This window comes from Halobacteriovorax vibrionivorans, assembly GCF_003346865.1.
Lineage (GTDB): Bacteria > Bdellovibrionota > Bacteriovoracia > Bacteriovoracales > Bacteriovoracaceae > Halobacteriovorax_A > Halobacteriovorax_A vibrionivorans.
This window is the reverse complement of the sequence record NZ_QDKL01000003.1, coordinates 517166-540574: the sequence shown is the minus strand read 5'-3', so window position 1 is coordinate 540574 and position 23409 is coordinate 517166. Positions and strand designations below refer to the sequence as shown.

27 protein-coding genes are annotated in these 23409 nt (G+C 36.6%); 12 read left to right on the top strand and 15 right to left on the bottom strand.

What is annotated here, in order from left to right; translation table 11 throughout:
- Positions 1-75 precede the first annotated feature (75 nt).
- From DAY19_RS13315 to DAY19_RS13305, 3 genes are all read right to left on the bottom strand, one after another.
- Complete coding sequence (locus DAY19_RS13315; RefSeq protein WP_115363260.1) at positions 76-345, bottom strand: hypothetical protein; 270 nt, start codon at positions 343-345, stop codon at positions 76-78.
- A 61-nt stretch (positions 346-406) separates the two neighbouring features.
- A complete protein-coding gene (locus tag DAY19_RS13310; protein ID WP_115363258.1) occupies positions 407-1033 on the bottom strand; it encodes a hypothetical protein in 627 nt (208 codons plus the stop codon).
- Positions 1034-1073: 40 nt separating this feature from the next.
- Positions 1074-2828: an NAD+ synthase gene (locus tag DAY19_RS13305; protein WP_115363256.1), complete on the bottom strand. Its 1755-nt coding sequence runs from the start codon at positions 2826-2828 to the stop codon at positions 1074-1076.
- 114 nt (positions 2829-2942) lie between these two features.
- Between DAY19_RS13305 and trmFO the strand changes: the two genes are divergently transcribed.
- Genes trmFO through DAY19_RS13285 form a run of 4 tightly spaced genes read left to right on the top strand, consistent with a single transcriptional unit; the run spans position 2943 to position 7315 of the window.
- Positions 2943-4310: a methylenetetrahydrofolate--tRNA-(uracil(54)-C(5))-methyltransferase (FADH(2)-oxidizing) TrmFO gene (gene trmFO / locus DAY19_RS13300; protein ID WP_115363254.1), complete on the top strand. Its 1368-nt coding sequence runs from the start codon at positions 2943-2945 to the stop codon at positions 4308-4310.
- Positions 4310-5242 (top strand): DMT family transporter, encoded by a 933-nt coding sequence (locus DAY19_RS13295; protein WP_115363252.1) that lies wholly within the window; start codon positions 4310-4312, stop codon positions 5240-5242. The genes trmFO and DAY19_RS13295 overlap by 1 nt, the downstream gene beginning before the upstream one ends.
- Before the next feature lie 19 nt (positions 5243-5261).
- Positions 5262-6227 (top strand): NAD-dependent epimerase/dehydratase family protein, encoded by a 966-nt coding sequence (locus tag DAY19_RS13290; protein WP_199506662.1) that lies wholly within the window; start codon positions 5262-5264, stop codon positions 6225-6227.
- Between the two features lie 11 nt (positions 6228-6238).
- Positions 6239-7315, top strand: a complete 1077-nt coding sequence (locus DAY19_RS13285; protein WP_115363250.1) for a hypothetical protein — start codon at positions 6239-6241, stop codon at positions 7313-7315.
- 7 nt (positions 7316-7322) lie between these two features.
- Here the strand turns inward: DAY19_RS13285 and DAY19_RS13280 are convergent, their stop codons facing one another.
- Positions 7323-9110: a hypothetical protein gene (locus tag DAY19_RS13280; protein WP_115363248.1), complete on the bottom strand. Its 1788-nt coding sequence runs from the start codon at positions 9108-9110 to the stop codon at positions 7323-7325.
- A gap of 184 nt (positions 9111-9294) precedes the next feature.
- On the opposite strand from DAY19_RS13280, the gene DAY19_RS13275 reads away from it, so the two are divergent.
- Positions 9295-9918 (top strand): alpha-ketoglutarate-dependent dioxygenase AlkB family protein, encoded by a 624-nt coding sequence (locus tag DAY19_RS13275; RefSeq protein WP_115363246.1) that lies wholly within the window; start codon positions 9295-9297, stop codon positions 9916-9918.
- Here the strand turns inward: DAY19_RS13275 and DAY19_RS13270 are convergent.
- Genes DAY19_RS13270 through DAY19_RS13260 form a run of 3 tightly spaced genes read right to left on the bottom strand, consistent with a single transcriptional unit; the run spans position 9892 to position 11665 of the window.
- The gene (locus DAY19_RS13270) at positions 9892-10617 is read right to left on the bottom strand and encodes an arginyltransferase (RefSeq protein WP_133296974.1); all 726 of its coding nucleotides are present in this window, start codon (positions 10615-10617) and stop codon (positions 9892-9894) included. The genes DAY19_RS13275 and DAY19_RS13270 overlap by 27 nt on opposite strands.
- Before the next feature lie 13 nt (positions 10618-10630).
- Positions 10631-11203 carry a DTW domain-containing protein gene (locus DAY19_RS13265; protein ID WP_115363242.1) on the bottom strand — a complete coding sequence of 191 codons (573 nt, stop codon included), beginning with the start codon at positions 11201-11203 and terminating at the stop codon, positions 10631-10633.
- Positions 11204-11209: 6 nt separating this feature from the next.
- Positions 11210-11665, bottom strand: a complete 456-nt coding sequence (locus DAY19_RS13260; protein WP_115363240.1) for an SRPBCC family protein — start codon at positions 11663-11665, stop codon at positions 11210-11212.
- A 188-nt stretch (positions 11666-11853) separates the two neighbouring features.
- Here DAY19_RS13260 and DAY19_RS15270 point away from each other — a divergent pair, with 188 nt between their 5' ends.
- Positions 11854-12027 carry a hypothetical protein gene (locus tag DAY19_RS15270; protein WP_158536910.1) on the top strand — a complete coding sequence of 58 codons (174 nt, stop codon included), beginning with the start codon at positions 11854-11856 and terminating at the stop codon, positions 12025-12027.
- Between the two features lie 14 nt (positions 12028-12041).
- Entirely contained in the window at positions 12042-12176 is a 135-nt protein-coding gene (locus tag DAY19_RS15460; protein WP_255509263.1) for a hypothetical protein, read from the top strand.
- 4 nt (positions 12177-12180) lie between these two features.
- On the opposite strand, the gene DAY19_RS13255 is transcribed toward DAY19_RS15460, so the two are convergent.
- The gene (locus DAY19_RS13255) at positions 12181-12573 is read right to left on the bottom strand and encodes a hypothetical protein (RefSeq protein WP_133296973.1); all 393 of its coding nucleotides are present in this window, start codon (positions 12571-12573) and stop codon (positions 12181-12183) included.
- A 16-nt stretch (positions 12574-12589) separates the two neighbouring features.
- On the bottom strand, positions 12590-13483 hold the full coding sequence (locus DAY19_RS13250) for an endonuclease I family protein (protein WP_115363236.1): 894 nt from the start codon (positions 13481-13483) through the stop codon (positions 12590-12592).
- Between the two features lie 218 nt (positions 13484-13701).
- On the opposite strand from DAY19_RS13250, the gene DAY19_RS13245 reads away from it, so the two are divergent.
- A complete protein-coding gene (locus DAY19_RS13245; RefSeq protein ID WP_115363234.1) occupies positions 13702-14721 on the top strand; it encodes a 3-oxoacyl-ACP synthase III family protein in 1020 nt (339 codons plus the stop codon).
- Between the two features lie 53 nt (positions 14722-14774).
- Here DAY19_RS13245 and DAY19_RS13240 read toward each other — a convergent pair whose 3' ends face one another.
- The 4 genes from DAY19_RS13240 to DAY19_RS13225 form a co-directional block, all read right to left on the bottom strand.
- Entirely contained in the window at positions 14775-15332 is a 558-nt protein-coding gene (locus tag DAY19_RS13240) for a hypothetical protein (protein ID WP_115363232.1), read from the bottom strand.
- A gap of 94 nt (positions 15333-15426) precedes the next feature.
- Positions 15427-16038, bottom strand: a complete 612-nt coding sequence (locus tag DAY19_RS13235) for a hypothetical protein (protein ID WP_115363230.1) — start codon at positions 16036-16038, stop codon at positions 15427-15429.
- An 86-nt stretch (positions 16039-16124) separates the two neighbouring features.
- The gene (locus tag DAY19_RS13230) at positions 16125-17177 is read right to left on the bottom strand and encodes an aldo/keto reductase (protein WP_115363228.1); all 1053 of its coding nucleotides are present in this window, start codon (positions 17175-17177) and stop codon (positions 16125-16127) included.
- A gap of 24 nt (positions 17178-17201) precedes the next feature.
- Entirely contained in the window at positions 17202-17906 is a 705-nt protein-coding gene (locus DAY19_RS13225; RefSeq protein WP_115363226.1) for a VC0807 family protein, read from the bottom strand.
- A 195-nt stretch (positions 17907-18101) separates the two neighbouring features.
- On the opposite strand from DAY19_RS13225, the gene DAY19_RS13220 reads away from it, so the two are divergent.
- Positions 18102-19367, top strand: coding sequence for a S8 family peptidase (locus DAY19_RS13220; protein ID WP_115363224.1), 1266 nt, complete (start codon positions 18102-18104; stop codon positions 19365-19367).
- A 59-nt stretch (positions 19368-19426) separates the two neighbouring features.
- Positions 19427-19846 (top strand): group II truncated hemoglobin, encoded by a 420-nt coding sequence (locus tag DAY19_RS13215; protein WP_115363222.1) that lies wholly within the window; start codon positions 19427-19429, stop codon positions 19844-19846.
- Here the strand turns inward: DAY19_RS13215 and DAY19_RS13210 are convergent.
- The gene (locus DAY19_RS13210; protein WP_115363220.1) at positions 19769-20167 is read right to left on the bottom strand and encodes a DUF309 domain-containing protein; all 399 of its coding nucleotides are present in this window, start codon (positions 20165-20167) and stop codon (positions 19769-19771) included. The two genes, DAY19_RS13215 and DAY19_RS13210, sit on opposite strands and share 78 nt — an antisense overlap.
- A gap of 77 nt (positions 20168-20244) precedes the next feature.
- Positions 20245-21015 carry a 3'-5' exonuclease gene (locus DAY19_RS13205; RefSeq protein ID WP_115363218.1) on the bottom strand — a complete coding sequence of 257 codons (771 nt, stop codon included), beginning with the start codon at positions 21013-21015 and terminating at the stop codon, positions 20245-20247.
- A gap of 110 nt (positions 21016-21125) precedes the next feature.
- Between DAY19_RS13205 and DAY19_RS13200 the strand changes: the two genes are divergently transcribed.
- Complete coding sequence (locus DAY19_RS13200; RefSeq protein WP_115363216.1) at positions 21126-22706, top strand: sensor histidine kinase; 1581 nt, start codon at positions 21126-21128, stop codon at positions 22704-22706.
- On the top strand, positions 22699-23397 hold the full coding sequence (locus DAY19_RS13195) for a response regulator transcription factor (RefSeq protein ID WP_115363214.1): 699 nt from the start codon (positions 22699-22701) through the stop codon (positions 23395-23397). The genes DAY19_RS13200 and DAY19_RS13195 overlap by 8 nt, the downstream gene beginning before the upstream one ends.
- Positions 23398-23409: the final 12 nt, after the last annotated feature.

Sequence of the window (23409 nt, the reverse complement as noted above, 5' to 3'; positions counted from 1 at the left end):
TCCTCTCTAATTAGGGTAATTAAGTGTGCATTATCCCTTAAATAAAGAGGAATGTTAATAAAAATACTACGTTATCTATAATTCTCGCAATATCTCTTCTAGCGCCTTCTTTACACGATCACGCTTTGAGTCAAGATGCTGATCCATCTCAAATGCCTTTAGTGTAGAGCCTATTTGAAGGAAGTTATAACAGGAGAAACTACCGGCCATCTTGTGAAGAACTTCTCTGAGCTCTTTTTCACTCATAGTGGCAACCTTAGGTAATAAATGGTTGATTTCTGTTTTTTTAGACTGTTTAAACTTCGGAAGAAGTTTTTGAATATGTTGATTGAGACTTTTTTCCATGACTGCACCTTATATATGAGGGCAGAGTAGGACTCTGCCCAGGTTTTAATCATTTACAATTTTAAGCTCTTCTTGTTGATTGGCGAGTTGACTTCTTTTTTGAAGTCGAAGATTTGGCTTTTTTCTTTGCTGTCTTCTTTGCTGCTTTCTTGGCTGTTTTCTTTGCTGCTTTCTTTACACCAGTTGCCTTCTTCTTTGAAGTAGCTTTTTTGGCCGCTTTCTTCGCTGTCTTCTTTGTTGTTTTTTTCTTTGCTACTTTCTTTTTAGCAGCTTTCTTTAGGCCTGTTGCTTGCTTGGCCTTTTTCTTTATAGTTGATTCAGCTTCTTTCACTTTTTTTGAAGCCTTTTTCTTAGCTTTTTTCATTTCATCTTTAAGAAATTTATCCAGCTGTTTTTGAAGCTTTTGAACATCTTTGATATGTCCATCTAGGTATTTCTTAGCAGCTTTAACTTCTTTTTGTATCGTTGAATCAACAAGCTTCTCAACTTTTTGACCTTCTTTCTTTAACGTTTTCACTACTCGAGGAATATCTTTATCCATTACATTTTTGGCCTCTTTTTCAACTTGGCCAATAAAGTCTTTTACATTTTTTTCAACTTCTTTAACGGACTTATTTGCCATAACTCCATCAACCATAGACTTAACTTCATCAAATGAGCTAAGAACTCTTTCAAAGGCTTTATTCATTTCATTACTCCTCTTAGTATGCGTATTCGAATCACTATTGTTATCCGAGATTAAAATCAACCTTCTTACATATCGGCACTCGTCGACCAAAACCAAAGCTTTTGTCTTTCAATTTTAGTATAGGACAAAATTGTTGCCTTTTGTACTCACTATTTAATATCAATTTTATCACCCTTTCAACTTCAGTTTTGTTTAACCCTAAATTAAGAAGATCTGGTAAGTCGTAGCGATAAGAAAGGTATGATTCTAATATCATATCCAGTGTTTCATATGGAGGTAAAGAATCTTCATCTTTTTGATCGGCCCTTAATTCTGCACTTGGTGGCCTTTCTATAACCTCAACAGGAATAATATCACTGAAATTCTTATTGATATGTCTGGCCAGAGCAAAGACTTCACTTTTGTAGAGATCTCCCAATAGGCTAATAGCGCCAACAGAGTCTCCATATAGAGTCGAATAACCAACAGCTAACTCTGACTTGTTTGATGTATTTATAACCATGGCCCCTGTTTGATTTGAGCGAGCAAATAGTAAGGAGCCTCGTAGTCTCGATTGAATATTTTCATCTGCAAGGCCTTCTAATGGGTCGAGGTTATCATTAAAGAGGTTTTGCACAGATGAATGGAGGAATTTGATTGGTAGATTATGTAATTTAATTCCAAGATTCTTGCATAATTTATCACTAATTTCCCAGCTTAGTGATGCCGAGAATTTACTTGGCATATAAATGGCCTCAACTTCTTGGCCCGGCTTTAGAAATAACTTCACAAGCGTAAGAACAAGTGCCGAATCAATTCCTCCTGATAGAGCAACCAAGAATTTGTTCATACCACATTTTCTAGCGTAGTCTTGTAAGCCTAGGTTTAAAGCACCTAAAATGGCATCAAGTTTGTCATCACTGAGCTTTTTAAGGCTCATTTTTCCGTTTATCTTTTCGATATGTGGCCCAAATAATGACTCCCAAGAGTTAGCACCAACAGGGGCCACTCCAAGATTCTCAATTTTTGATTTTTTGGCAATCTCAACCTTCATAAGATCGGATTTAAAGGATTTTGCTTTGGCAATGACTTGTGTTTCATTAACGACAAAACTTGCACCATCAAAGATGATTTCATCTTCTGCACCAACTTTATTCACATAGTAGAATGGTGTCTTAAATACTCGTGATATTTCGCTGGCACGCTTAATTCTCTTTTCTTCTTTATCGATATTCCATGGAGAAGCTGAAAAATTGATTATTCCATTCAACTCTTTGCCATTGGCCTCATCCATTAGCATTTGTAGTGGGTTAACAGCATATTGTTCAGAATGCCACATGTCTTCACAAATAAGTAGGCCAAAATCACATCCTGCATGAGACCAGATACATGGGGCACTCCCAGGTGTATAATATTTAGATTCATCAAATATATCGTAATCTGGAAGAAGACATTTTGTGTAAATATCATTGAAATTTGATTTCTTTGTTACTTCGTAAATAACGTTATAGATATTTGAAGGAATATCTGCGTTATCCTTAAATTCGTAGCGTAGTCCACCAACAAGAAGCGCCGTTTTATCTGAAAGCTTTATCTTTGCAAATAAATCTCTCAGGGCCTGTAAAAGCTCATGGTATTGGCGAATAAATGTTTTTTGTAGGACTAAATCCTGAAGAGGATAGCCTGAAAGAAATGTTTCAGGAAAGATATGTATATTATCTTGAAAGTCTTCAGATCTCGTTAGGTTTTCTATGTATTTGTAAATTTGTGTAAAGTTGCCAATTGTGTGATCTGTTTGGTGAATGACTATTTGCATTGCGTCGTCTCTATGTTAATAATAATACTTAAATACTGGTAATTAATGGACTTTATAGCATGTTTGCATATATAAGGTCTATATCATCATATAAGTATATTAAAGAGGTTGAAATTGTCTAACTCACACAAAGTTATAGTAATTGGTGCCGGTATGGCCGGTAGTGAAGCAGCAAACTTTCTAGCAAGTCAAGGTGTTAAGGTTGTCTTAGTCGAATCGAAAACTGTTAAGAAGAATCCTGCACAGAAGATTGATGCTTTTGCCGAGTTAGTTTGTACCAATTCTTTAAAATCAATGAATCCTGCTTCTGGCCACGGACTATTAAAATATGAAATGGATGCACTTGGATCAATCATCCTTGATTGTGCTCGTAAGCATGCAGTTCCAGCAGGAGATGCTCTTGCAGTTGAGCGTGATGGATTCTCTGGAGAAGTAACTGATCGCCTTCATAATCATGAAAATATTGAAGTTGTGGCCATGGATGCAAGTGATCCACAAGAGTTAATGGCAAAGTATGAAGCAGATGCATGTGTTATTGCTTCTGGTCCATTAACAACAGAAGGTCTCTCAAATTGGATTGTTAAGAATATCTCCGATGATGACTTTTATTTCTATGATGCTATTGCCCCAGTGGTAGATGGCGATAGTCTGGATTACTCAAAACTATATTATAAAGATCGCCATAAGCCGGTAAGTGAAGAAGAAGGGGAGCAGGCAGATTATCTTAATGCTCCAATGAATAAAGAACAGTATGAAGACTTCATTGCTGAGCTTGTTAAGGCCGAAAAAGTACCAGCTCAAAACTTTGAGGATTATAAATTCTTCGAGTCATGCCTGCCTGTTGATATCATGGCCGAGCGTGGCGTTGATACGGCCCGTTTCTCTTGTATGAAACCAATTGGACTTGAGCTTCCTGATGGTTCTCTACCATATGCTTGTGTACAATTAAGACGTGAAAACTTACTAGGCTCAGCTTTTAATATGGTTGGTTTCCAAACTCGTCTAAAATATCCTGAGCAAAAACGCGTCTTTAGTAAGATCCCTGGTTTTGAAAACGCTAGTTTTCTTCATCTTGGCTCTGTTCATAGAAACTCTTTTATCAATTCAAGAACTCTTCTAGACTTTGATTTAAGTGTTAAGAAGTTCCCAAATATTTACTTTGCAGGTCAAATAACTGGTGTTGAAGGCTACACTGAGTCTGCTTCAATGGGACTTTATGTTGCTTTTCAACTACTTAAGAAACTAAGAGGTGAAGAAGTAAGGCCATTTCCAGTTGAAACAGGAATGGGAGCACTCGTAAATTATGTAATGACTGTGCCAAAGCCTGTGCCATCAAATATTAATTTCGGATTACTACCACCGGTTGCTCTTACAAAGGAGCAAAGACGTGATCGTAAAAATAGAAAGAAAGTAAAAAAACAATTGGCATCAGATCGTGCAAAAGAGTCATTTGATAACTTTATGAAGGAATATAATAAGTAGTGAAAGGATTAATTTTCATTCTAATTGCCTGCTTTATTTGGGCCCTTGATACTCTTATAAGATATCCTCTTCTTTATAAGTATAAGAGTAGTGAAATTATTGTCTTCGGTGAGCATTTGTTTTTAACGATTATTTTCTTACCTGGTCTCTATGCGGCAAGAAAGAAAATCATGAGAATGAAGGCATTTGAACTTCTATGCTTTCTCATAATTGGAGCAATGGGTTCAGCAATTGCTACATTGTCTTTTACAAAGTCTTTCTCACTTATAAACCCTTCTCTTGTTATTTTACTACAGAAGTTACAACCATTTGTGGCCATAAGTCTTGCCTATATAATTCTAAAAGAAAGAATCACGAAACGATTTCTTGTATGGGCGCTCCTAGCTATTTTAGGAGCTATCTTAATTAGTTATTATGATATTGTTAGTGCAATCAACCTCATTAAAACAGGAAAATTGAGCTTTGATCGCTCATCATTGTATGGACTTTGTCTTGCCTTAATTGCAGTCATAAGTTGGGGGAGTGCGACAGTTTTTGGAAAGTATTTAATCAAACAGGGATGGATTGAAAAAGAAGTTATGGCCATCCGTTTTGCCGTTGGTTTCATTGCAATTATTCCATTTATGGCCGCTAATGATGTTGGCCTTGTCTTTCCAATGGAGTTGTGGGCAAAAGTTAGTGTACTCGCTCTAATATCAGGTGTTTTTGGTATGTATTTCTACTACCGAGGTCTAAGCTTGGTAACGGCAAAAGTTTGTACTTTGGCCGAAATGTCATTTCCATTCTTTGCTGTGATTATTAACTGGGTTGCCCTTGATCAAAAGCTGAGCTTTGTTCAGATTACAGGTGGTATACTTTTACTGTTAAGTTCCACAATGCTACAATTGGCCAATCGAAAACAAGAACGTCTTGAAGCACAAACGAATTATTAAAAGTACGGAGAATATATAGATGTTAGAATTACCAATGGATCACAAAGGGAAGAATTTCTTAATTGCAGGTGCAGCCGGATTTGTTCCTTCTACTGTGGCACAATTATATTTAGATAAAGGTGCTACTGTTTATGGTTTAGATAATTTTATTACAGGGTCTAAGTCAAATATTGAATTACTATCTAAATATGAAAACTTCCACTTTACGGAATGTGACATAACTCATGGCCTACCAGATTTCGGAGATATAAAATTCCATTATATTTTATCCCTTGCTTCTCCAGCTTCACCAATTGATTTTAAGGTTATTCCTTTGGAAATTATGACTGTAAATTCGATTGGTACACAAAACTTATTAGAGCTTGCAAAGGATCATGGGGCACGCTTCTTAGAGGCATCAACTTCTGAGGTTTATGGAGACCCAGAGATTCACCCTCAAACCGAGGATTATGTTGGTCATGTAAATCCAATTGGTCCAAGAAGCTGCTATGACGAAGCGAAACGTTATGCTGAAGCATTAACAATGACTTATCGTCGAAAATATAATGTGGATACAAAAATTATTCGTATCTTTAATACATATGGGCCAAGAATGCGTCCTGATGATGGGAGAGTTATTCCAAACTTTATCAATCAAGCCTTAGAAGGACGAGATATTACTGTTTATGGTGATGGAAGTCAGACGAGATCATTTTGTTATGTGACGGATCTTGCTAATGCTATTGATCACGTTTTAATGCTTGGTGATCATATGCCATATAATATTGGAAACCCTGATGAGTACTCAATTAAAGAAACAGGGGAGTTGATTGTTGATGCTCTTGATTCATCTTCAAAATTAACTTATCAAGAATTACCAAAAGATGATCCTAAGCGTAGAAGACCAGATATAAATCGTGTTATGAAATTAGGATATTTACCAAAAGTAACATTTGCTGAAGGGATTGAGAGAACGGCAAAATTCTTTAGAGAATACAAAAAGTAGAAGAGAAATATATGCTAAAAGTTGTTGTAAGTTGTGATGCTGTTGTTGAAAGAGACTTTTATATTGAATGTCTTGAAACAATGATGGGTGTAATTGGTGAAAATGTTGAACTCTATACACTTGTACATAGACAGGGGCAGGTCATTGGGCCAGTTGAGCAACGTAAAATTCATTCAACTTTTTTAAGCAAGATGGTTAAGTCTTGGGATGAACTACTTGATAAGTCTCATCTTATTCATGGAGCTGCCCAGGGACTATTTATACCTTGTAGTGTTGATTTAGTTGTCAATCTCTCTCGAGGTTTTTCACAAGAAATCAAGGTTTGTGATAAGACCCATCTATTTACTTATCTCATTGAAGACATTAATCAAGGTAAGAAAAACCTTTCTCTTTTGAAAAGATTTTTTAGCTCCTTTGTTCGTTCAAAGCAAATGAAGTACTTAAAGAGGGCCGACACTCTTTGGACTAATGAAGAATATATCTTATCTCAATTTCCAAATGCAAAACAGGTAACACCGGCAACATCTCTCAAAGACTATAAAGTATTACCTGAGGGCATGTTTAAAAGGGATTACTTCTTAATAAATTGTGAACCTCTAAGTATTGAAGAAGCACGCCTTTTTATTGAAACTTATAAAGATCATAAATTTAAATTCATTGGTAAAGAAGATCATTTAGGTGAACTTCTTGGCCAGTATCCTCAATTCTTTTTTGGAAATAAGTGCTCAGGCGAGCTAGCTCCTCTTTATGCTGGTGCTAATTATGTCATTGATACTGAAGTGAAGTTCCCACATTTTGCCCTTAAGGCACTAAGTTGTGGACGCCCTGTTTTCACTATTGGAAATAAGTTCTTACCATTTGGTCTTGGTGTTCATAAACTTAACGATGACTTCTTTACACAAACAACTCCAGTGGCCTTAGATGTACCTGAAGAAGATCCTAAAAAGCGTCATGGCATTTCAGCTAATTACGAGATGGTGAAGTTTAAACATATCTTTCATCGAGAATTTCAAAAGATTTGTGATGAGCTAGAGGCAAAGAAAGCTTCACAGGCATCAAAGTCAAATGACTCATGCTGTGAAGCTTAGAATATTTTTAATCTAGAATTTTCTTCAATTTTATTTCGTTATAACGATTTGAAATAATTTTCCATAGAGAGACTCCAGAGTCTTTATGAATCGTCTCTTTTGGGTCTTTATTATTTTGGTTTAATTGATCAACAGCATTGCTATCAACAGTTGGGTCTCCAAAATTACTCATGGCCATAATTCCTGTATCATCAGCTAGGAGCGATTCATAATCTTCAAGTTGGGCCTTGATTTTCTTTAAATAATCTTTTGACGAGCTATCGTAGGCAACGGCCGTTTCTGGTTTTACTTTTGTATTATTTTCTAATTCTTTACTAGCATTTGCACCACCTGCTTTACGGTAATTTAGCGCCATGGCAATAGGGGATGTATTATCTGCTAAAGTATTAGCAAGAAATCTTTGACTATCTTCACTATTAGGATTTAGAAATGCATTTGCCGCAGACTTTGCTTTATCGTCGGCCTTCTTTGATTTTGCGACTAGTTCTAATACCTTTCTTGCTGCTTTTGAAATTTTAGCTGCATTCTTATCGATAGAATCGTTAACATACTTTGTATCACCTTCTTTAACTGTGCGGTTGAAGCCTTCGATTACCTCTGCTCCACCTGTTTCGTTAAGAAAGTTCTGTCCATTCGTTCCAAGTGTACCCATGTTGATATTCATCTCAGGAACTTCCGAAATAACTTCTCCTTGAACATTTCCTGCAGAAGCTTCATTTTGAGATACTGAAGCGTTTTGGAAGTCAGACTGACCGACTGTTCCAGCAGAGCTTGTTGCAATCTTTTGCGTTCTCCCTGCACTGTATTGGTTATTATATCGGCTTTCTAATTTCTTTAAAACCTTCTGCGCTTTTTGACGTGCACTTTGCGCACTCTTCATGGCCTTTTTCGCAATTTGATTAGCTTTCATCTCTAAGACAAAGGCGACAGCACTTAGGCCAAAGGCCCAACCAGAACATGGATTACTTACACTACAACCAGTCCAAGTTAAAGCGATACAAATACCAGCTAAAATCCCAACAATTGATATTAGTGTGGATGTTCTCTGATGGTGCTTCATCTTCTTCTTCGCTGCTTTTTCCATGTCCTTTAACATATCAATTTCAGCTTTTAGTGCTTCTCTTTGAATTCTATGGTTCCAGCCTTTTTCATCAGTTTTCTCTAGGTTCTCAAGACGTTTCTTTGCATTCTTAAAGTCATCCTTATATGTATCTCCCATTAAGCTCATGACTGCTGATGACATAATAATAACTGCTGCTATCTGTAGACCAAAGTCTGTATCACAACCACCGGCTCCAAGGAGTACACATCCATATCCAATATTTGCGGCAACTTTTAGATAACGAAGTACATCGTCTTTGGATTTTACGGAACTAGCATCAGTGGCCTTATGTTCTGTGAACATTTTAGCATCCGCTTTAAGTTCTTCCTGACACTTCTCACTACCACCGCATTTCATATACTCTTGGTTGTAGTTTTCGTTATCTTCATTCGCTACACAACTCTTTAGATGGCAATTATAAACATACTTACTAGGGCAGTCCTTAGCACTACCATCTTCATGGCAGTAATTAGGATTCATACTCGAAGGTGGTGTGCTATTTTGCGTCGTCGACTGTTGTGATGTTTCAGTTTCAGTCTCTGTACCTTCTTGAGGTGCTGAAGTTTCCTGCTGTGTTGGAGTAGTCTCTTGCTGTGCCAAAGCATTTGCTGTTGGTGTAAGTAATAGAGACCATGAAATCACAGTAATTAAGATTTTTTTGAATATGATGAAATTTCGTTGTGCCATATGCATAGCAAACTCCTTACCTTATATAGTAATTTTAGCGAACCTTTGGTTAATCTCTTACTATTATATAAGATTTATAGAGATTTTAGGTACTTAGGCAGGAATTACGCTATTTATGAGCGTGTCCTATTTTTGGCATTTTTAGACTTGTGATTTGAAGAGTTTATGCTCTTAATGCTAATATCTGGCCATGAATCAATTTGATCTCTTTGGAGAAAGTACACAAGAAACTAGTGATGAAGTTGTCTATAATTTAAAAGACGCTAAAATCATTTATTACCCAAATTTCTTTGGACGCACTAAAGTCGATTTTGAGGCTTTGAAGAACTCGTTAAATCTACGCCAAGATCAGATTACGCTTTATGGTAAAACTCACGATATTCCTAGACTTCAGGCATGGTATTCAAATGACATGGAATATAGTTACTCAGGAATCAAGCTTTTACGAAATGATTGGAATAAAGAATTAAAAACGATTAAAGATGAAATTGAAGCAATAACAGGTGAAAGTTTTAATGGCTGTCTTTGTAATCTCTATCGCGATGGAAGAGACTACGCCTCATGGCATAGTGATGATGAAGAAAGTTTAGGGCGAAACCCAGTCATCGCTTCGGCCTCTTTTGGTGAAACTCGAAAATTTGTCTTAAAGCATCGATTTGATAAATCATGTGAAAAAGTAGAAATCGAGTTAGAGGATAGAAGCTTACTTATTATGAAGGGAGCAACCCAACATTACTGGAAGCACCAGTTAAATAAAACTGCAAGAAAAGTTGGGCCAAGGATAAATTTAACCTTTCGAAGAATTATCCGCTAATTTCCAAGTCTGCTCTTTCCAGTCATATAATTGATGAGGGGTGTAGCGGGATTTATATCTCATGTACTTATTTTCTTCAACCCAGTATCCCAAGTAGTAATATTCAAGGCCTATACTTTTTGCATATAAGATCTCACTTAATGCTCCAAGGTGACCCAAGCTCATTTTCTCGTAGTCTGGATCATAACTAAAATAAACGCTACTAAGAGCACTTTCTGACTGCTCTAAGATACCAAAAGCTATCAATTTACCATCCTCAAAAATTTCACTCAATAATTGGGTTCCAGTAAAGCGATAAAAAGTCTCTTTAAATAATTGCTCATTATCTATAATTGAAGCATCAATACTATTTTGAAATCTCTCGATACCGTGCTTTCTATATATTTCATAATGTCTTTTTCTAAAGATTAGAGGAGTAAACTTAATTTGCAGGTGTTGATGTTTTTTTAGAAACTTTCTTTGATTCTTAGTTGCTTTAAAGCTGGAGAGGTCAACTCTAAGAGGGATACATTTTGCGCAATTTGGACACGTGGGGCGAAAGACGAATTGACCAAATTTTCTCCAACCGTGTTGCAAAAGATAATCAAGTTCATCTAAGGCCAGCTCTCCCGCAAAGAAGAATTCATGTTGTTCCATGTGACCTTCTAAGTAAGGGCATGAGTCAAGTTCACTAAGGCGAGGAGAGACAAGCATCTTCATACAATATATTGTATCATTTTTTGAAAGCTTCTTGTTGTTCAATTAGCTTTTTTAGTGGAGAAATTAATTCCTCATAAGAATTTTCATTGAGTTCCCCAAGTGCTTTTAAAGTCATTCCTATGGCCTCTAAAGTCGATAAATGTTCTTCACCACAGGACTTTCTTATTGAGGAGTAGATCGTTCTTTGATCTTCTTCAAGGTGGTAGCACGGAATCGAACTTAGCTTAGGCCATTTAAAGTAAACACCTTTGGCCTTCTTCCATGTTCCATCTAAGACTATCATCTCTCCCTTTGGAAGATCGCTTTTAGAAATAGGCCTTGAGTGTTCATTCTTAAATAATAGAAACGATTCTTTTGAGGTAAGTTCGTCTATTATTTCTTCTGTAATATCATCACTTTTTATAATCCTAATCTTATCACTAGCAAGTGGCCCAAACTTTGCGGTGTTAAATGGGTGCTTTGCCTCATCTTTACTTTGAAGGATAGTAATAGGAGTTTGAATTTTTACTGGTTTTACATGTGCGCATAGACAAGACTTCAAAGGCCTGTGACATTTATCACAATGAGCGCGTTTTTCTTTATTCATAAGAGTCTATATATTGACTTCTTTATTGTACTTATCCATTAGAATTGGCTTACGGTAGTACATAATGAAGTAGACGATAGGGTAGATTAAAAGATCAAAGAGGAAGTTTTCTGTTTTATACTTTATATTATCTGTTATTTTAGTCATGCCATTTTCAAGCATACGAATATGATAAGTGTGAATCCAAAGGTTAAACGGGAATGGGCACTCTGTTGCCTCTGTTCGAATGATTATACCTTTGTCGGTTCTCTTTGTTTGCATCACTTCAATTATCCAAGACTGGTAGTGACCAAGGATAGAAGTAATCATATGTGTCTGATTAGCATATTCAACTCCATCAAAGCGCGTAACTTCAAGATTGATGAAGGGGGGCGTTGCTTCTTGCATTGTTTTTGCATTGAAATTGCTCAGAATTTCATCCACTGAAGCCTTTAATGTCGTGTTTATCACTAAGCTTTTCATTTATTAAATTATACCCCTTTGCGGTACTTAACTCAATAAGTAGTATCTAACTTCTTAAAACTTAATTAATAGTTTAGAAAAACTAAATTTTGTGCACTTTGGAAATCTATAACTCTCTTAAGTTGCTATTGATGCACTACTGTGGCCAAATAGAATATATTTCCCAAAATGTGACCAAGGAGAAATTTATGAACCTGAAGGAAAGACTCAAGCTTGAAGAGAAGGAGTGTAAGAATCTCATTCAAGCTTACTGGCGATTTAGGAAGCGTCCTGATGCAAAGAAGAAAGGTGAAGAGGAAGAACAAGAGTTAATCAATGGAGAAGAGCTGGGAAAGCAGTTGGGGCCGATTCTGGAAAATTAGATAATGTTGCAGATTTGTCTTTTAAACGTATTGAAAAGGCAAAACAAAAGGCCCAAGAGAAACAAGATCAAGAAACTCAAAAGCATGAAAAGCACGCTAAGAAGATTGAAGATTCAACTGTTGAAAAAGAAAAGAAAGCAGCTAATTAAACTTCTATCTTAGAGATTTTTTTATACAGTCAGTCAGTCGTCTGTCTCCGGGATTATATTCTTGGAGACACTTATCAAAAATACGAGTCGATAATTCATCGCAATTATCCATACGTTGTTTTATACAATGGAATGTTAGTAATTGCTCTATTTCAATTCTTTGTCCATGTGGATCAACTGGGATAATTTGTGGCTTCTTTTTTTTCTTTCTTTTTTGGCGTTTAGGCTGAACCGATATTTTCTTATCTCTGTGATATGAAGGAGTCGACTTTTTCTTCTTTGTTATCTCCTGCCACTGGGCAGCTCTTAGACGTTGGTAATATAGAAGTTGACGCTCTCGACGAGTGAGAGGCTTAGTTTTTTCTTTAGTAGGAGTGGCACAAGAAATAATGGCCATTATAAAAATTGAGTATTTAAAAATCTTTAATAGCATTGACTAATTCTTCGTCGTCAATAAATGGGTTACGACTATTTTGAATTTCATAAATTCGATTATTAATTTGCACTTCAAAATCATCAACTGGATCTTCACGGTGCCATCTTCTTAAGTAGTACTCTTGGGCCTCATCAATTGCTAAGTTGTAGCGAGTAGAGAAGTAGAATAGAGCGCGAGCAATATTTCCTCTTATCTCTAGTGGCGGTTCAAAAGATGTGGTTAGTTGATCCTCGTAATTAACTTCTCCTATTGAAGAAGATGTGCAATTAGAGTTTACAGCTCGCCCAGTTACTTCGCCAAAAGGATGATTGCTTCTTGATGAATTCGCTCGAGAGTTTACTGGAAAGAGGTGGTGTAGGTCATTCTTCTGTGTGTTGCGACTTTCGTTAGGGTTAAATTTAGATTGAGGCCAGCTATGTTCACAATTCATGACTCGGTGATTTGGAATTTGCATTGGCCCGATACCATCGTTTTCACCAATTTCTTGGTTACAATAAACATCTTTAACAAAGTACTGACCGCGGCTTTGTCTCAGATAAATATCTCCAAATAGATACTTTCTTGCTTGCTTGTAACTATCAGGAGCTTTTTGCTCGTAGCAATTTTTTAGACCTTTACATGAACTTGTTAAGATATCTTTTTGCCCGGCCTTTCTTATATGTCCTGAGACAATAATATTGCGCAAGGCTTGCTTGAGATTTTGTTTTGAATTGTTTTTTGAATGAGTTTTATTTAGATACTTTTCAATATTCTCAGGATAGTAATTTATTTTACTGAGAGGGGTTGAGGTAAGATTAAAGTGAACATTTGCGTGAACACTGAAACTTATTTGAATGGATAAAAGCACCAAAAGGTGACTAAGCTTAGTCATTTTAATTCCTTCCTTGGAATATAAATATGTTAACAAGAAAAAATATGATGGCCAATAAAAAAAGAGGGGAAATACTCGAGCATAAAAGTTATGTCGGGGCAAATTAATAAAGATAAAATTGTAAGGTAGCTATCTATCGCATCTAAGAATATTGTGTTAAATTTGTAAAATATCATTCACCAATTCAAATGTAAGAAGATTTATGAAAAGGAAATACTATGGGTGTATTGGCAAGTAAAATTATTGGTGTGGGCTCTTACGTACCACCAAAAGTTTATAAGAATACTGATATCGAAGAAATGATGAACACTTCTGATGAGTGGATCGTTCAAAGAACGGGAATTGAGCAACGTCATTGGGTTGATTCTAAAACATCAACATCTGATTTGGCCGTAAAAGCAAGTGAAGAAGCAATTTCAAATGCTGGGCTTAATAAAGAAGATATAGATATGATTGTTTTTGCAACTCTTTCTCCTGACTTTGACTTTCCTGGAACAGGTTGTTTTCTTCAGGCAAAACTTGGAATGAGTGAAATTCCTTGTCTAGACTTAAGACAACAATGTTCTGGCTTTCTTTATGCAATGTCTGTTGCAGATAAATTTATTTCCACAGGTACAAATAAAAATATCCTTGTTGTTGGAGCAGAAGTTCATTCAAAAGGCTTAGATCAAACGCCTGATGGAAGAAATGTTGCTGTTCTGTTTGGTGATGGAGCCGGTGCAATTGTTATGAGTGCAGCTGAAGTTAACGATAAAAAATCAGAGCCATGTTTCATCGATGCAAGTCTTAATAGTGATGGAAAGTATGCTAAGGAATTATGGATTCCAGCTCCGGGAACAGGATTTGATTCATCTGAAAGAATGTCTCAAGAAATGCTTGACGAAAAATTACATTACCCACAAATGAATGGGCGCACTGTTTTTGTTCACGCAACGAAGAGAATGGCAGAAAGTCTTGGTGCTCTACTTGAAAAGAATAATCTTACAATTGATGATGTGGATGTTTTCTTATTTCACCAAGCAAACCTAAGAATTAATTCTAAGGTTGCTGAAATGATGGGAATCCCAGAAGAAAAAGTATTCAATACAATTCAAAAATATGGAAATACCACAGCGGCAACAATTCCACTTGGAATGCATGATGCCATGAAAGAGGGTGTTTTAAAGCCTGGTATGCTTGTGGCCTCTGCTGCATTTGGTGCAGGCTTTACTTGGGCATCAGCTCTATACCGTGTTTAAAAAAGTATCTAATTGATAGAAAAAAGAAAGCCTCCAAAATGGAGGCTTTTTTATTATTGGCAATAATTATAATCGCGGAAATATCGACTACAGTAGTTAGAAGGGAAGCGGCAGTCATCTAGGTTGCTTGACCAGTAACTTGCTTGAGGGCAGTATTTCGTTTCTTGTTTTTCAACATTAACGACAAACTTTCCTGTTGCAACTTCGCGTCCATCTTTTTCAAGCTTATACTCAACTTCATTTTCTCCGTAATAATTTAGGAGAGGTCTTTGAAAAAGTGTATGTATCCAAAGGTTAAATCTATTCTTACTTTCACCTTTTTCAGAGTCAAAGCGTGATGATTTTGATTTCGTGCGACCCTTGTGGTCTTTGTAGTAAAGAGTTACTTCATCAGCATCAACTCTTTCACCTTCACCAAGAACGAATTTTGAGAATTCTGATGGACTTAAGAAGTTTGCGCGGCAATCGACAAAGCGAAAGTCTCTTCCATTACGATCAGAGCATGTAAGACGGATTGTTCCCTCAACAGGGTTTGACGTTAGGTCATTTCCAATTTTAAGCCCAGCACCAAAGGCAGGCAGAAGCAGTAGTAAACTTATGATTACTTTCATTATAAACTCCTTTTTATAATCCTATTAATGATATTAAGGAGTTTTAATTTATGCAATTTAGTAAAGCTTAAAGATAGAACTTGTAAGTTTATCTTTAAAGTTCACGGGCCTTAACTTTGCAATAATTGTAGATCAATTCACGCCAGTATTGGATATATTCAGGTCCACATAATTTAGCGTAGGCAGGATTACTAGGAATGTAGTCGTAGAGGAAGTACTCCATGGCAAATTGCATTGTTTGCATACCTAGGAATAACTCTGTGAAGAAATTAATATCACCACGTTGATAATAAGAGATGAGTTCGGCAACATCCTGGTGGAATTCACAAGATGAACAGCCATTACACATTCCATAATTTTCAACAAAGTTTAAATGATGCTGTGTTTGAGTTGCGATAATTTGCTCTCTTTCATCAACATCAGCACTAAAGCTATCAATTAAATCAAGTGCGCGCTCTGGATGAGAGGCGATGGCCTGAAAAATTTTTTCATAAAATGTTGCATATAGTGATGTGAAGATAGAGTCTTCAATTAAATAGTAGAAGAAGTCTTCACTCGATTTTGTGCTTTCACGTAGAGACTCATAAGTTGAAAGGGCCATTTTTAAAGGTGCATCTTCAAACTCTTCAAGTTCAAAAAACACTTTCGCTAACTCTTTTTTACCCTGATCGAATTCATTATTGGTCTTTCTAATTCGATTAAACATGAGTTCCTCCACATCCGTTCATAAATAGATTTTAACAAAATATGTAAAATCAAAAACTTAGTGGAGGACTAGGCAAGAAATTCCAATTAAGGGCAAGGAATCGTGAAGATCTTATGAATATCTTCAATTCTTTGGAGAGTCTCAGTATCTAGTGTGATCTCACTACTTGCTAGATTCTCTCTTAATTGCTCAAGATTTGTAGCACCGATAATATTTGATGTTGTAAATTCTCTGTCATTAACAAAGGCCTGTGCTAGAGTGGCCGGTGTTAGTCCAACATCATTTGCTAGTGTTGCATATTCTCTAATTGCATTTGCTGCATGCTCAGATGAATAGCGTGTGAAGTATTCACCAAAGATCGTTAATCTTGCACCTTCTGGCTTAGCACCTCCAAGGTACTTTCCACTTAAGGCTCCAAAGGCAAGTGGTGAGTAGGCCAAAAGCCCAACTTTTTCTCTGATGGCCATTTCTGAAAGGCCAACTTCAAAAGAGCGATTTAGTAGAGAGTATGGATTTTGGATAGAAACGGGTGCATCGACACCACATTCTTTTGCAGCGTTAAGGTATTGCATCACACCCCAAGGTGTTTCATTTGAAAGTCCCCAAGTACGGATTTTTCCTTCTTTTATCAATTCACCAATCGCTTCTACTCGTTCACGAAATGATACTTCTATTTCTGGTGTGAAGTGCTCGTAATTTAGACGGCCGAAGAAGTTAGTTACTCGTGCTGGCCAGTGAATTTGGTAGAGATCTAAATAATCTGTTTTAAGTCTTTTTAATGAAGCTTCACAAGCTGTTTTGATATCGGACTTTGAAAAAGGAGTTTTTCTAATCTCACTTTCTCTTATGTAGCTATCCATGCTCCCCGGGCCTGCAACTTTAGAAGCGAGAACAAATTGGTCTCTCTTCGTTTGCATCTTATCCCAAGTACCAATATATTGTTCTGTTTTAGTATATGTCTCTTTTCGTCCTGGGACAGGATACATCTCTGCTGTATCGATGAAGTTGACACCGTATTCGAGGGCCATATCTAATTGCTCATGGGCCTCTTCTTGTGTGTTTTGTTCACCCCATGTCATTGTCCCTAGACAGATCTTACTTACTTTTATTTGTGAATTACCTAATTGATTTTGTTGCATCTATCCCTCTCGTTTTCGTTTGGGTTATTGTTGTTTAACCATGGCCTCTAGAGGCAGGTCAGTTTGCTTCTTTATATAATTAACAAGTCCAAAAATAATAAAACCAGTGGCAATAACTGTTGGAATTGAAATTACTGGGAAGCTTAGGGCCGTCATTCTACCTAGACTCTCGTTAAATTCAACGCTTCCTGGAGAACCTTTCAATACGATTACAGCAAGTACATAATTTAAAACTGCAGACAGAAAGAATGTGCAAGAGAAGTAAAATCCAGCAATATAGATTTTTTGATCAAAGTCGTCTTTTATATTCTTCTCTTCCATTGCTTGATGGATTTTTTCTAAATCAAAAATTTGCTCTATTAAAGTCTTAACAAGTGGCTTCTTAGTAAATTGTGAAGCTAGAACAAATAAACCAATAACTAGAGGAAGGGCAGTTTCTTTTACAATCATCCAGGTCTTATTAAGTTGGAAAAGTCCAATTCCACCAGTAAGTAAAACACTGATAAGACCAATGGCCGCAATCCAGTTAAACTTTCTTTGAGAAATAAAGTCCCATGCTCCATAGATAAGGGGAAAGGCCAATGCTATGATTAAGGCATTAACTTGTCCTAAATATTCTTCAGATGAAAATTTCGTTAAAATTACTGAAGGAATAACCACATTACATATTAGATTAATGAATGGGTTCTCTTTTTTTCTTGTTTCGTTATTATTTGGCATATCCGTCATTTGTGATCCTTAGCTAAACGCAATTATCATACCCAATTGTCTAAGCTATTCAAAGTTTTAATCATCCGACATGTAAAGTCGGGTATCGTAACAACTTCTTACACCTTGTAAAGTGAACTTGTCTTAAGAAAATTAATTTGAAATAGTTTTAGAATTGAAAAACTTTTGGTCACGGAAGAACATAAGGATAAAAACATGAAAAAACTATTTCTAGCACTTGGACTAACTTGTGCACTGAGCGCATCAGCTCAAGACTTCAACGGTTACATTGTAAAACTTAAGCCAGGATACGAATCATTTGTTAATACAACGTATGCTGACGCTCAAATGAGAAAGCTTAGCTTTGGTACATTTGCTGTTGTTAAAGAAAAATTTGAAGGGTTAGTTGCTGATCCTGCAGTAGAGTACGTTGAAAAGAACTGGATCATTAACTTAAATGATTTTAGTGCTCCTCAATCAGTAGAATCTGCTCTAACAGAGAATCGTGATGAGCAATTCTCTAAGCAATGGGGATTACTAAATGATGGCCGCAATAGTGGTGGTTGGTTTTCAAGAGGTAAAGCTGGAGAAGATATTAATGCTACTCAAGCATGGAATGTTGAAACTGGAAATCGTGATTTAGTAGTAGCGGTAATTGATACAGGTGTTGATTACACTCACTCTGATTTAAAGGCCAATACTTGGAAGAATGAAGGCGAGATTGCAGGTAATGGAATTGATGATGATGGAAACGGATTTGTTGATGACGTTTACGGATATGATTTTGCTAATAAAGATGCAGATCCAATGGATGGTCACTCTCACGGTACTCACTGTGCTGGTGTAATTGGTGCTCGTCATAATGGAACTGGGATCATGGGAGTAATGGCAAATGTTAAGATTATGTCGATTAAATTCCTAAGTGATAGTGGTTCAGGTGAAACAATTGATGCAATTTCTTCAATTGATTATGCCGTTGCTAATGGTGCAAAAATTCTTTCTAACTCTTGGGGTGGAGGAGAATATTCAGAAGCATTAAAAGAGTCAATTGAGAATGCACGTGATAAAGGTGTTCTATTTGTTGCTGCTGCAGGAAACTCTCGTTCAGATAATGATGTTAGATCAACGTACCCAGCAAATTATGAAGTTGAAAATGTAATTTCAGTAGGTGCAATGGACGGTAAAGGTAATCGTTCATCATTTTCTAACTACGGACAAGAAACAGTTCACGTATTTGCTCCAGGTTCTAATATTCTTTCAACAGTTCCAGGTGAGCGTTATAAGAAAATGTCAGGAACTTCAATGGCAACACCAATGGTTTCAGGTGTTCTTGGACTTCTATTATCAAAAGAAGATCAACTTTCATTTTCTGAGATCAAGGAAAGAATTTATAAGACAGCAGTTCCAAATGCTACTCTTATTACAAAAGCTAAGTCGGGACGTATCGAAGCATACCGTCTACTTAACAATATCCAAAATTAATTCAAATATCTGAATAATAGTGATATATAAGAGGGAGTCAATTGACTCCCTTTTTTATTATGAAAATTAAACTACCAGAATTTCTCATTCGTAAATTTAAAATGACTCCTTATGAAAAACTAGGTGGCGCAGTTGGTGTCCAAGAGCTTGTGGATGATTTCTACGAAATCATGGATACTGACCCAAAAGCATCAAAGTGTCGTGGGCTTCACGCCACTTCCCTTGATGGTGCAAATAAGAAATTATTTATGTTCCTATCGGGATGGCTTGGGGGCCCAAGTCTTTATATTGAAAAATATGGCCATCCTCGTATGAGAAAACGTCATTTCCCATTCAAGATTGGTTTTGCTGAGCGTGATGAATGGCTCTATTGTATGAGAAAAGCTCTTGATAAAAAGCAGCTAAAGCCTAAGTTTGATGATGAGATCTGGTCTGCTTTCCAGCGGTTTGCTGAGCATATGAGAAACCAGAACTTTTAATTCCATAAGTTTGATGCCGCAAAATTCTTCGTAATTTAATTGGTCTAATAATTCAAGGCAGCGCTCAAGGTGAGTGGCGCAAGCGCTTTCTTGGCCCATATCTCTTTTAAGTAAGCCTGCCGCAATTTTAATGATGGCCTTAAAGAGGATGGCATAATCATCAGTTCGGTTATGTTCATTCCAAAGTGATTCAAGATACGCGTGACATTCCCAGTAGTAACCGTGATTAATCAGGTCAATAGCGTATAGATAATCTGAGTTATTTCTAAAGTCTGCACTACTTTTTAGAGCATTTGTTTCTGGTTCACCTGTAAATTCCATATGCCCATCTTTTTTGAGTGGGTGAGGGTTCTTTCCTGGGCGAAACTTATATACAGGTAGCGCTCGATCAGAATATCTTATGAGAGTCTCCAGTCAAAGTCATACATGAGCTTACCTTCATCAATATGAACTTGAGAAACAATCTTAGACCATTCTTTTACATTTGGATCCCATTGAAAGCGAGCACGTGCAACTTTGTGCTTGATAGTATTAAACTTTTCAACTTCTTGCTTATTCTTCCAATTTGGTGCCTTCAGCTCTGCTACGATGCGAACTTTTGGTGCACTTGCAAGCTTTGTCATTCTTGCATAATCATAGTGAGAAGCAATTTTAAGCATTGCTAGAACATCTGTAACCGCACGGTGTGGAAATGGATTAATAAAGCCGTGAGAGTGCTCAAGCATTGCCATGGACTTATGTCTGATTTTACTTGGGTATTCGATATCTTCTTGGGTATCAATCCAAATCTTATTTGGCATATCTACTTCGTATCTTTCAAACATGGCCGTTAACATTGGCTTGTCATATTTTGCACCGTTGTGCGCCATAAGATAGTCTGCTTTTTTAATTAATAGAGCTAATCTTTCAAGGGCCATCTTAATTTCGTCACCTCGACGTCCCCAGTCTTTTAATAATTGCTCATCAATTCCTGTTAATTCGATAACTTCTTGAGTAAGTTTAAGACGATCTTTTTCGTCAATAAGCTCTGAGAAGATTCTCACTGGAGAGTTGATTCGTGTATCCCATAGGACTGCACCAATTTCAGTAACTCTATCGACATTGAGGTTTACGCCTTTCTGTGTAAGATTTTCGTTGATTCCTTCTAAGTCGACACCAAGAATGAGCATGAGATTTCCTTTTGCTTTGTGTTATGGCAGAATTGACAAATTTCTGACTAATCTAGGACAATTATGAGCGATACAACCTCTAATGTAAATGCTGGGATTTTAAAGATTTAATGAAACCATATATTGTACTCATATTCACGGCCCTAATTGTGGCCTTTTTCTCTGGAAGTTTTGTTTTAAAGACTTTTGCACCTCGTTTTGCCAGCCAATATCAAATTGAAGAGATAAACGATATTAAAGAGCAGATGAAAAGTCAGATCACGCCTTATGCAATAGTGAACTTCTCGTCTCTATATTATTCTGATGAACAATTCCAATTATTGAATCCATCAATGGCAATTGAAGAATTTGATTCTGACCTTTTATCAAGTTCAAAAGGATGCTCAAATATTGAGGTTCTTCAGTCCCAATTAACAGCAAGTCGTAAGAAGGGGATGTGGGAACTTATTAGATGTGGCCGTATTAGAAGTATTCCAAGATGGTTTGTTAAGACCCCGCCATTTCTACATGACTCTGGTGTTAGTTATGCATATTTATTATTTCAATATCAATTAGCAACAGGACAAGCAGAAAACACATCTTGGGTTAGAAGAAGACTATCTTTCTTCCACGTTTCTGAACTTTCTCAATTACAACGTGAGATTGGGCCACTTGGTGGAATTTATGGACTACTTGCTTCTTTATCTGAGGACACTCTAAGAGATATCATCAATGAGGAAGCTAGGATCTTAGCAAAGAATTATCTACTTTCTCGAATAAAATACCCACGTCAATACAATGTTCTTGAGTATCGTTTTTACACAATGGACTCTATTGAACGCTATTTAGAATCGACCCCATATCAAATCTCTCGAGCAAGACCTGGTAAATGGTGTGTCTATACTGAAGGGCCAATTTGTTGGCGTCAAAGTACGAAGCATTTATTGCAAACTGTTTCAACTTCAACCTTAACTTCCTTCATTGGAATCCTCGTCATATTCTTCATTATCTTATGGCTACTCTTTAGCAAGATTAAGTGGGACAAAGTAGAAGAGAATCGTAAGAAAATGGCCTTGCAAGTTTTAACACATGAGTTTAGAACGCCAGTGGCATCTCTTCTTCTAATTATTGATAAGCTCAATCGTGATATTGATAAATTTCCTGAAGAGCAGCAAGAGGACTTATTAAGAATCTCCGGTGAAGTTTATCGCCTTCAGAGGTTAACTGAGAAGTCGAAACATTACTTACAGGGGGCAAATGCAAGAGGAATGCTCTCGTTTACATATCAAGAACTCGAAAATCCTGAGGACTTAATTTATGATACAATAATTCCTATTAAGGATACTTACCTAAAGGAAATTGATATCAATATCGATCTTAAAGGCCCTGTCTTTGTGGATTTTTATTGGTTTCAAATTTTAATAAAAAACTTAGTGGAGAACTCATTTATCCACGGTGAAGAAAAACATTATATTAATGTATTTGAGAAAGATAAAAACTTTGTCATTGAAGTTGGTGATGGCGGAGAGTTGAATAAGGATCTAGAGACCTTAACAAGTGAATTTGTAAAAGGATCAAAAAGTTCTGGAACAGGTTTAGGATTAAATATTATTAAAAATATCGTAGATGAATGGGGCGGTAAAATTGAGTTGGTAAAAAAGCCAACGAGATTTATTATTACGCTACCTAAGAGGAAAAAGCCAAATGGATAAATTATTACTAGTAGAAGATGATGTTTCTTTAGGCAAAGGGATTATGGACTTCCTAAAGATGGAAGGCTTTGATGCCATTTGGGCGCAGACCTTAGAGGATGCAAGAAAGGTTGATCTTAAAGATGTCGATCTTATCATTCAGGATTGGATGTTACCTGATGGCCAAGGAATTGATTTTCTAAAAGAGTTACGCTCAAATGGAAACACGACGCCAATGATTATCCTTACGGCAAAAACTGATCTTATCGATAAAGTTGTTGGCCTTGAGTCAGGGGCAAATGATTATATGACAAAGCCTTTTGAGACAAGAGAACTTCTTGCTCGTATTCGTGTTCAGTTAAGAATTGGTGAACAAGGTGGGAATAATAATGGCAATAACGCCGTTGATACAAAAGGAATTCTAACCTTAGGTAAACTTAAGATCGATAATGATACTCGTGAAGTAACTTGGGATGGTGGTCTCGTTGAGTTAACTAAGATGGAGTTTGATTTTTTAAAGCTACTTGTCGAAAATCCAAATCGCGCTCTTTCAAGAGACGAGATTTTAAATAAGGTTTGGGGTTATGAGTGTTATCCTTCAACACGTACTGTGGATACACACGTTCTTCAGCTTCGTCAGAAGTTTAATGAAAACTTAATTGAAACAGTTCGAGGTATCGGTTATAAGCTTCGACCGCAACATGCTCAATAAATAATTGAAAGG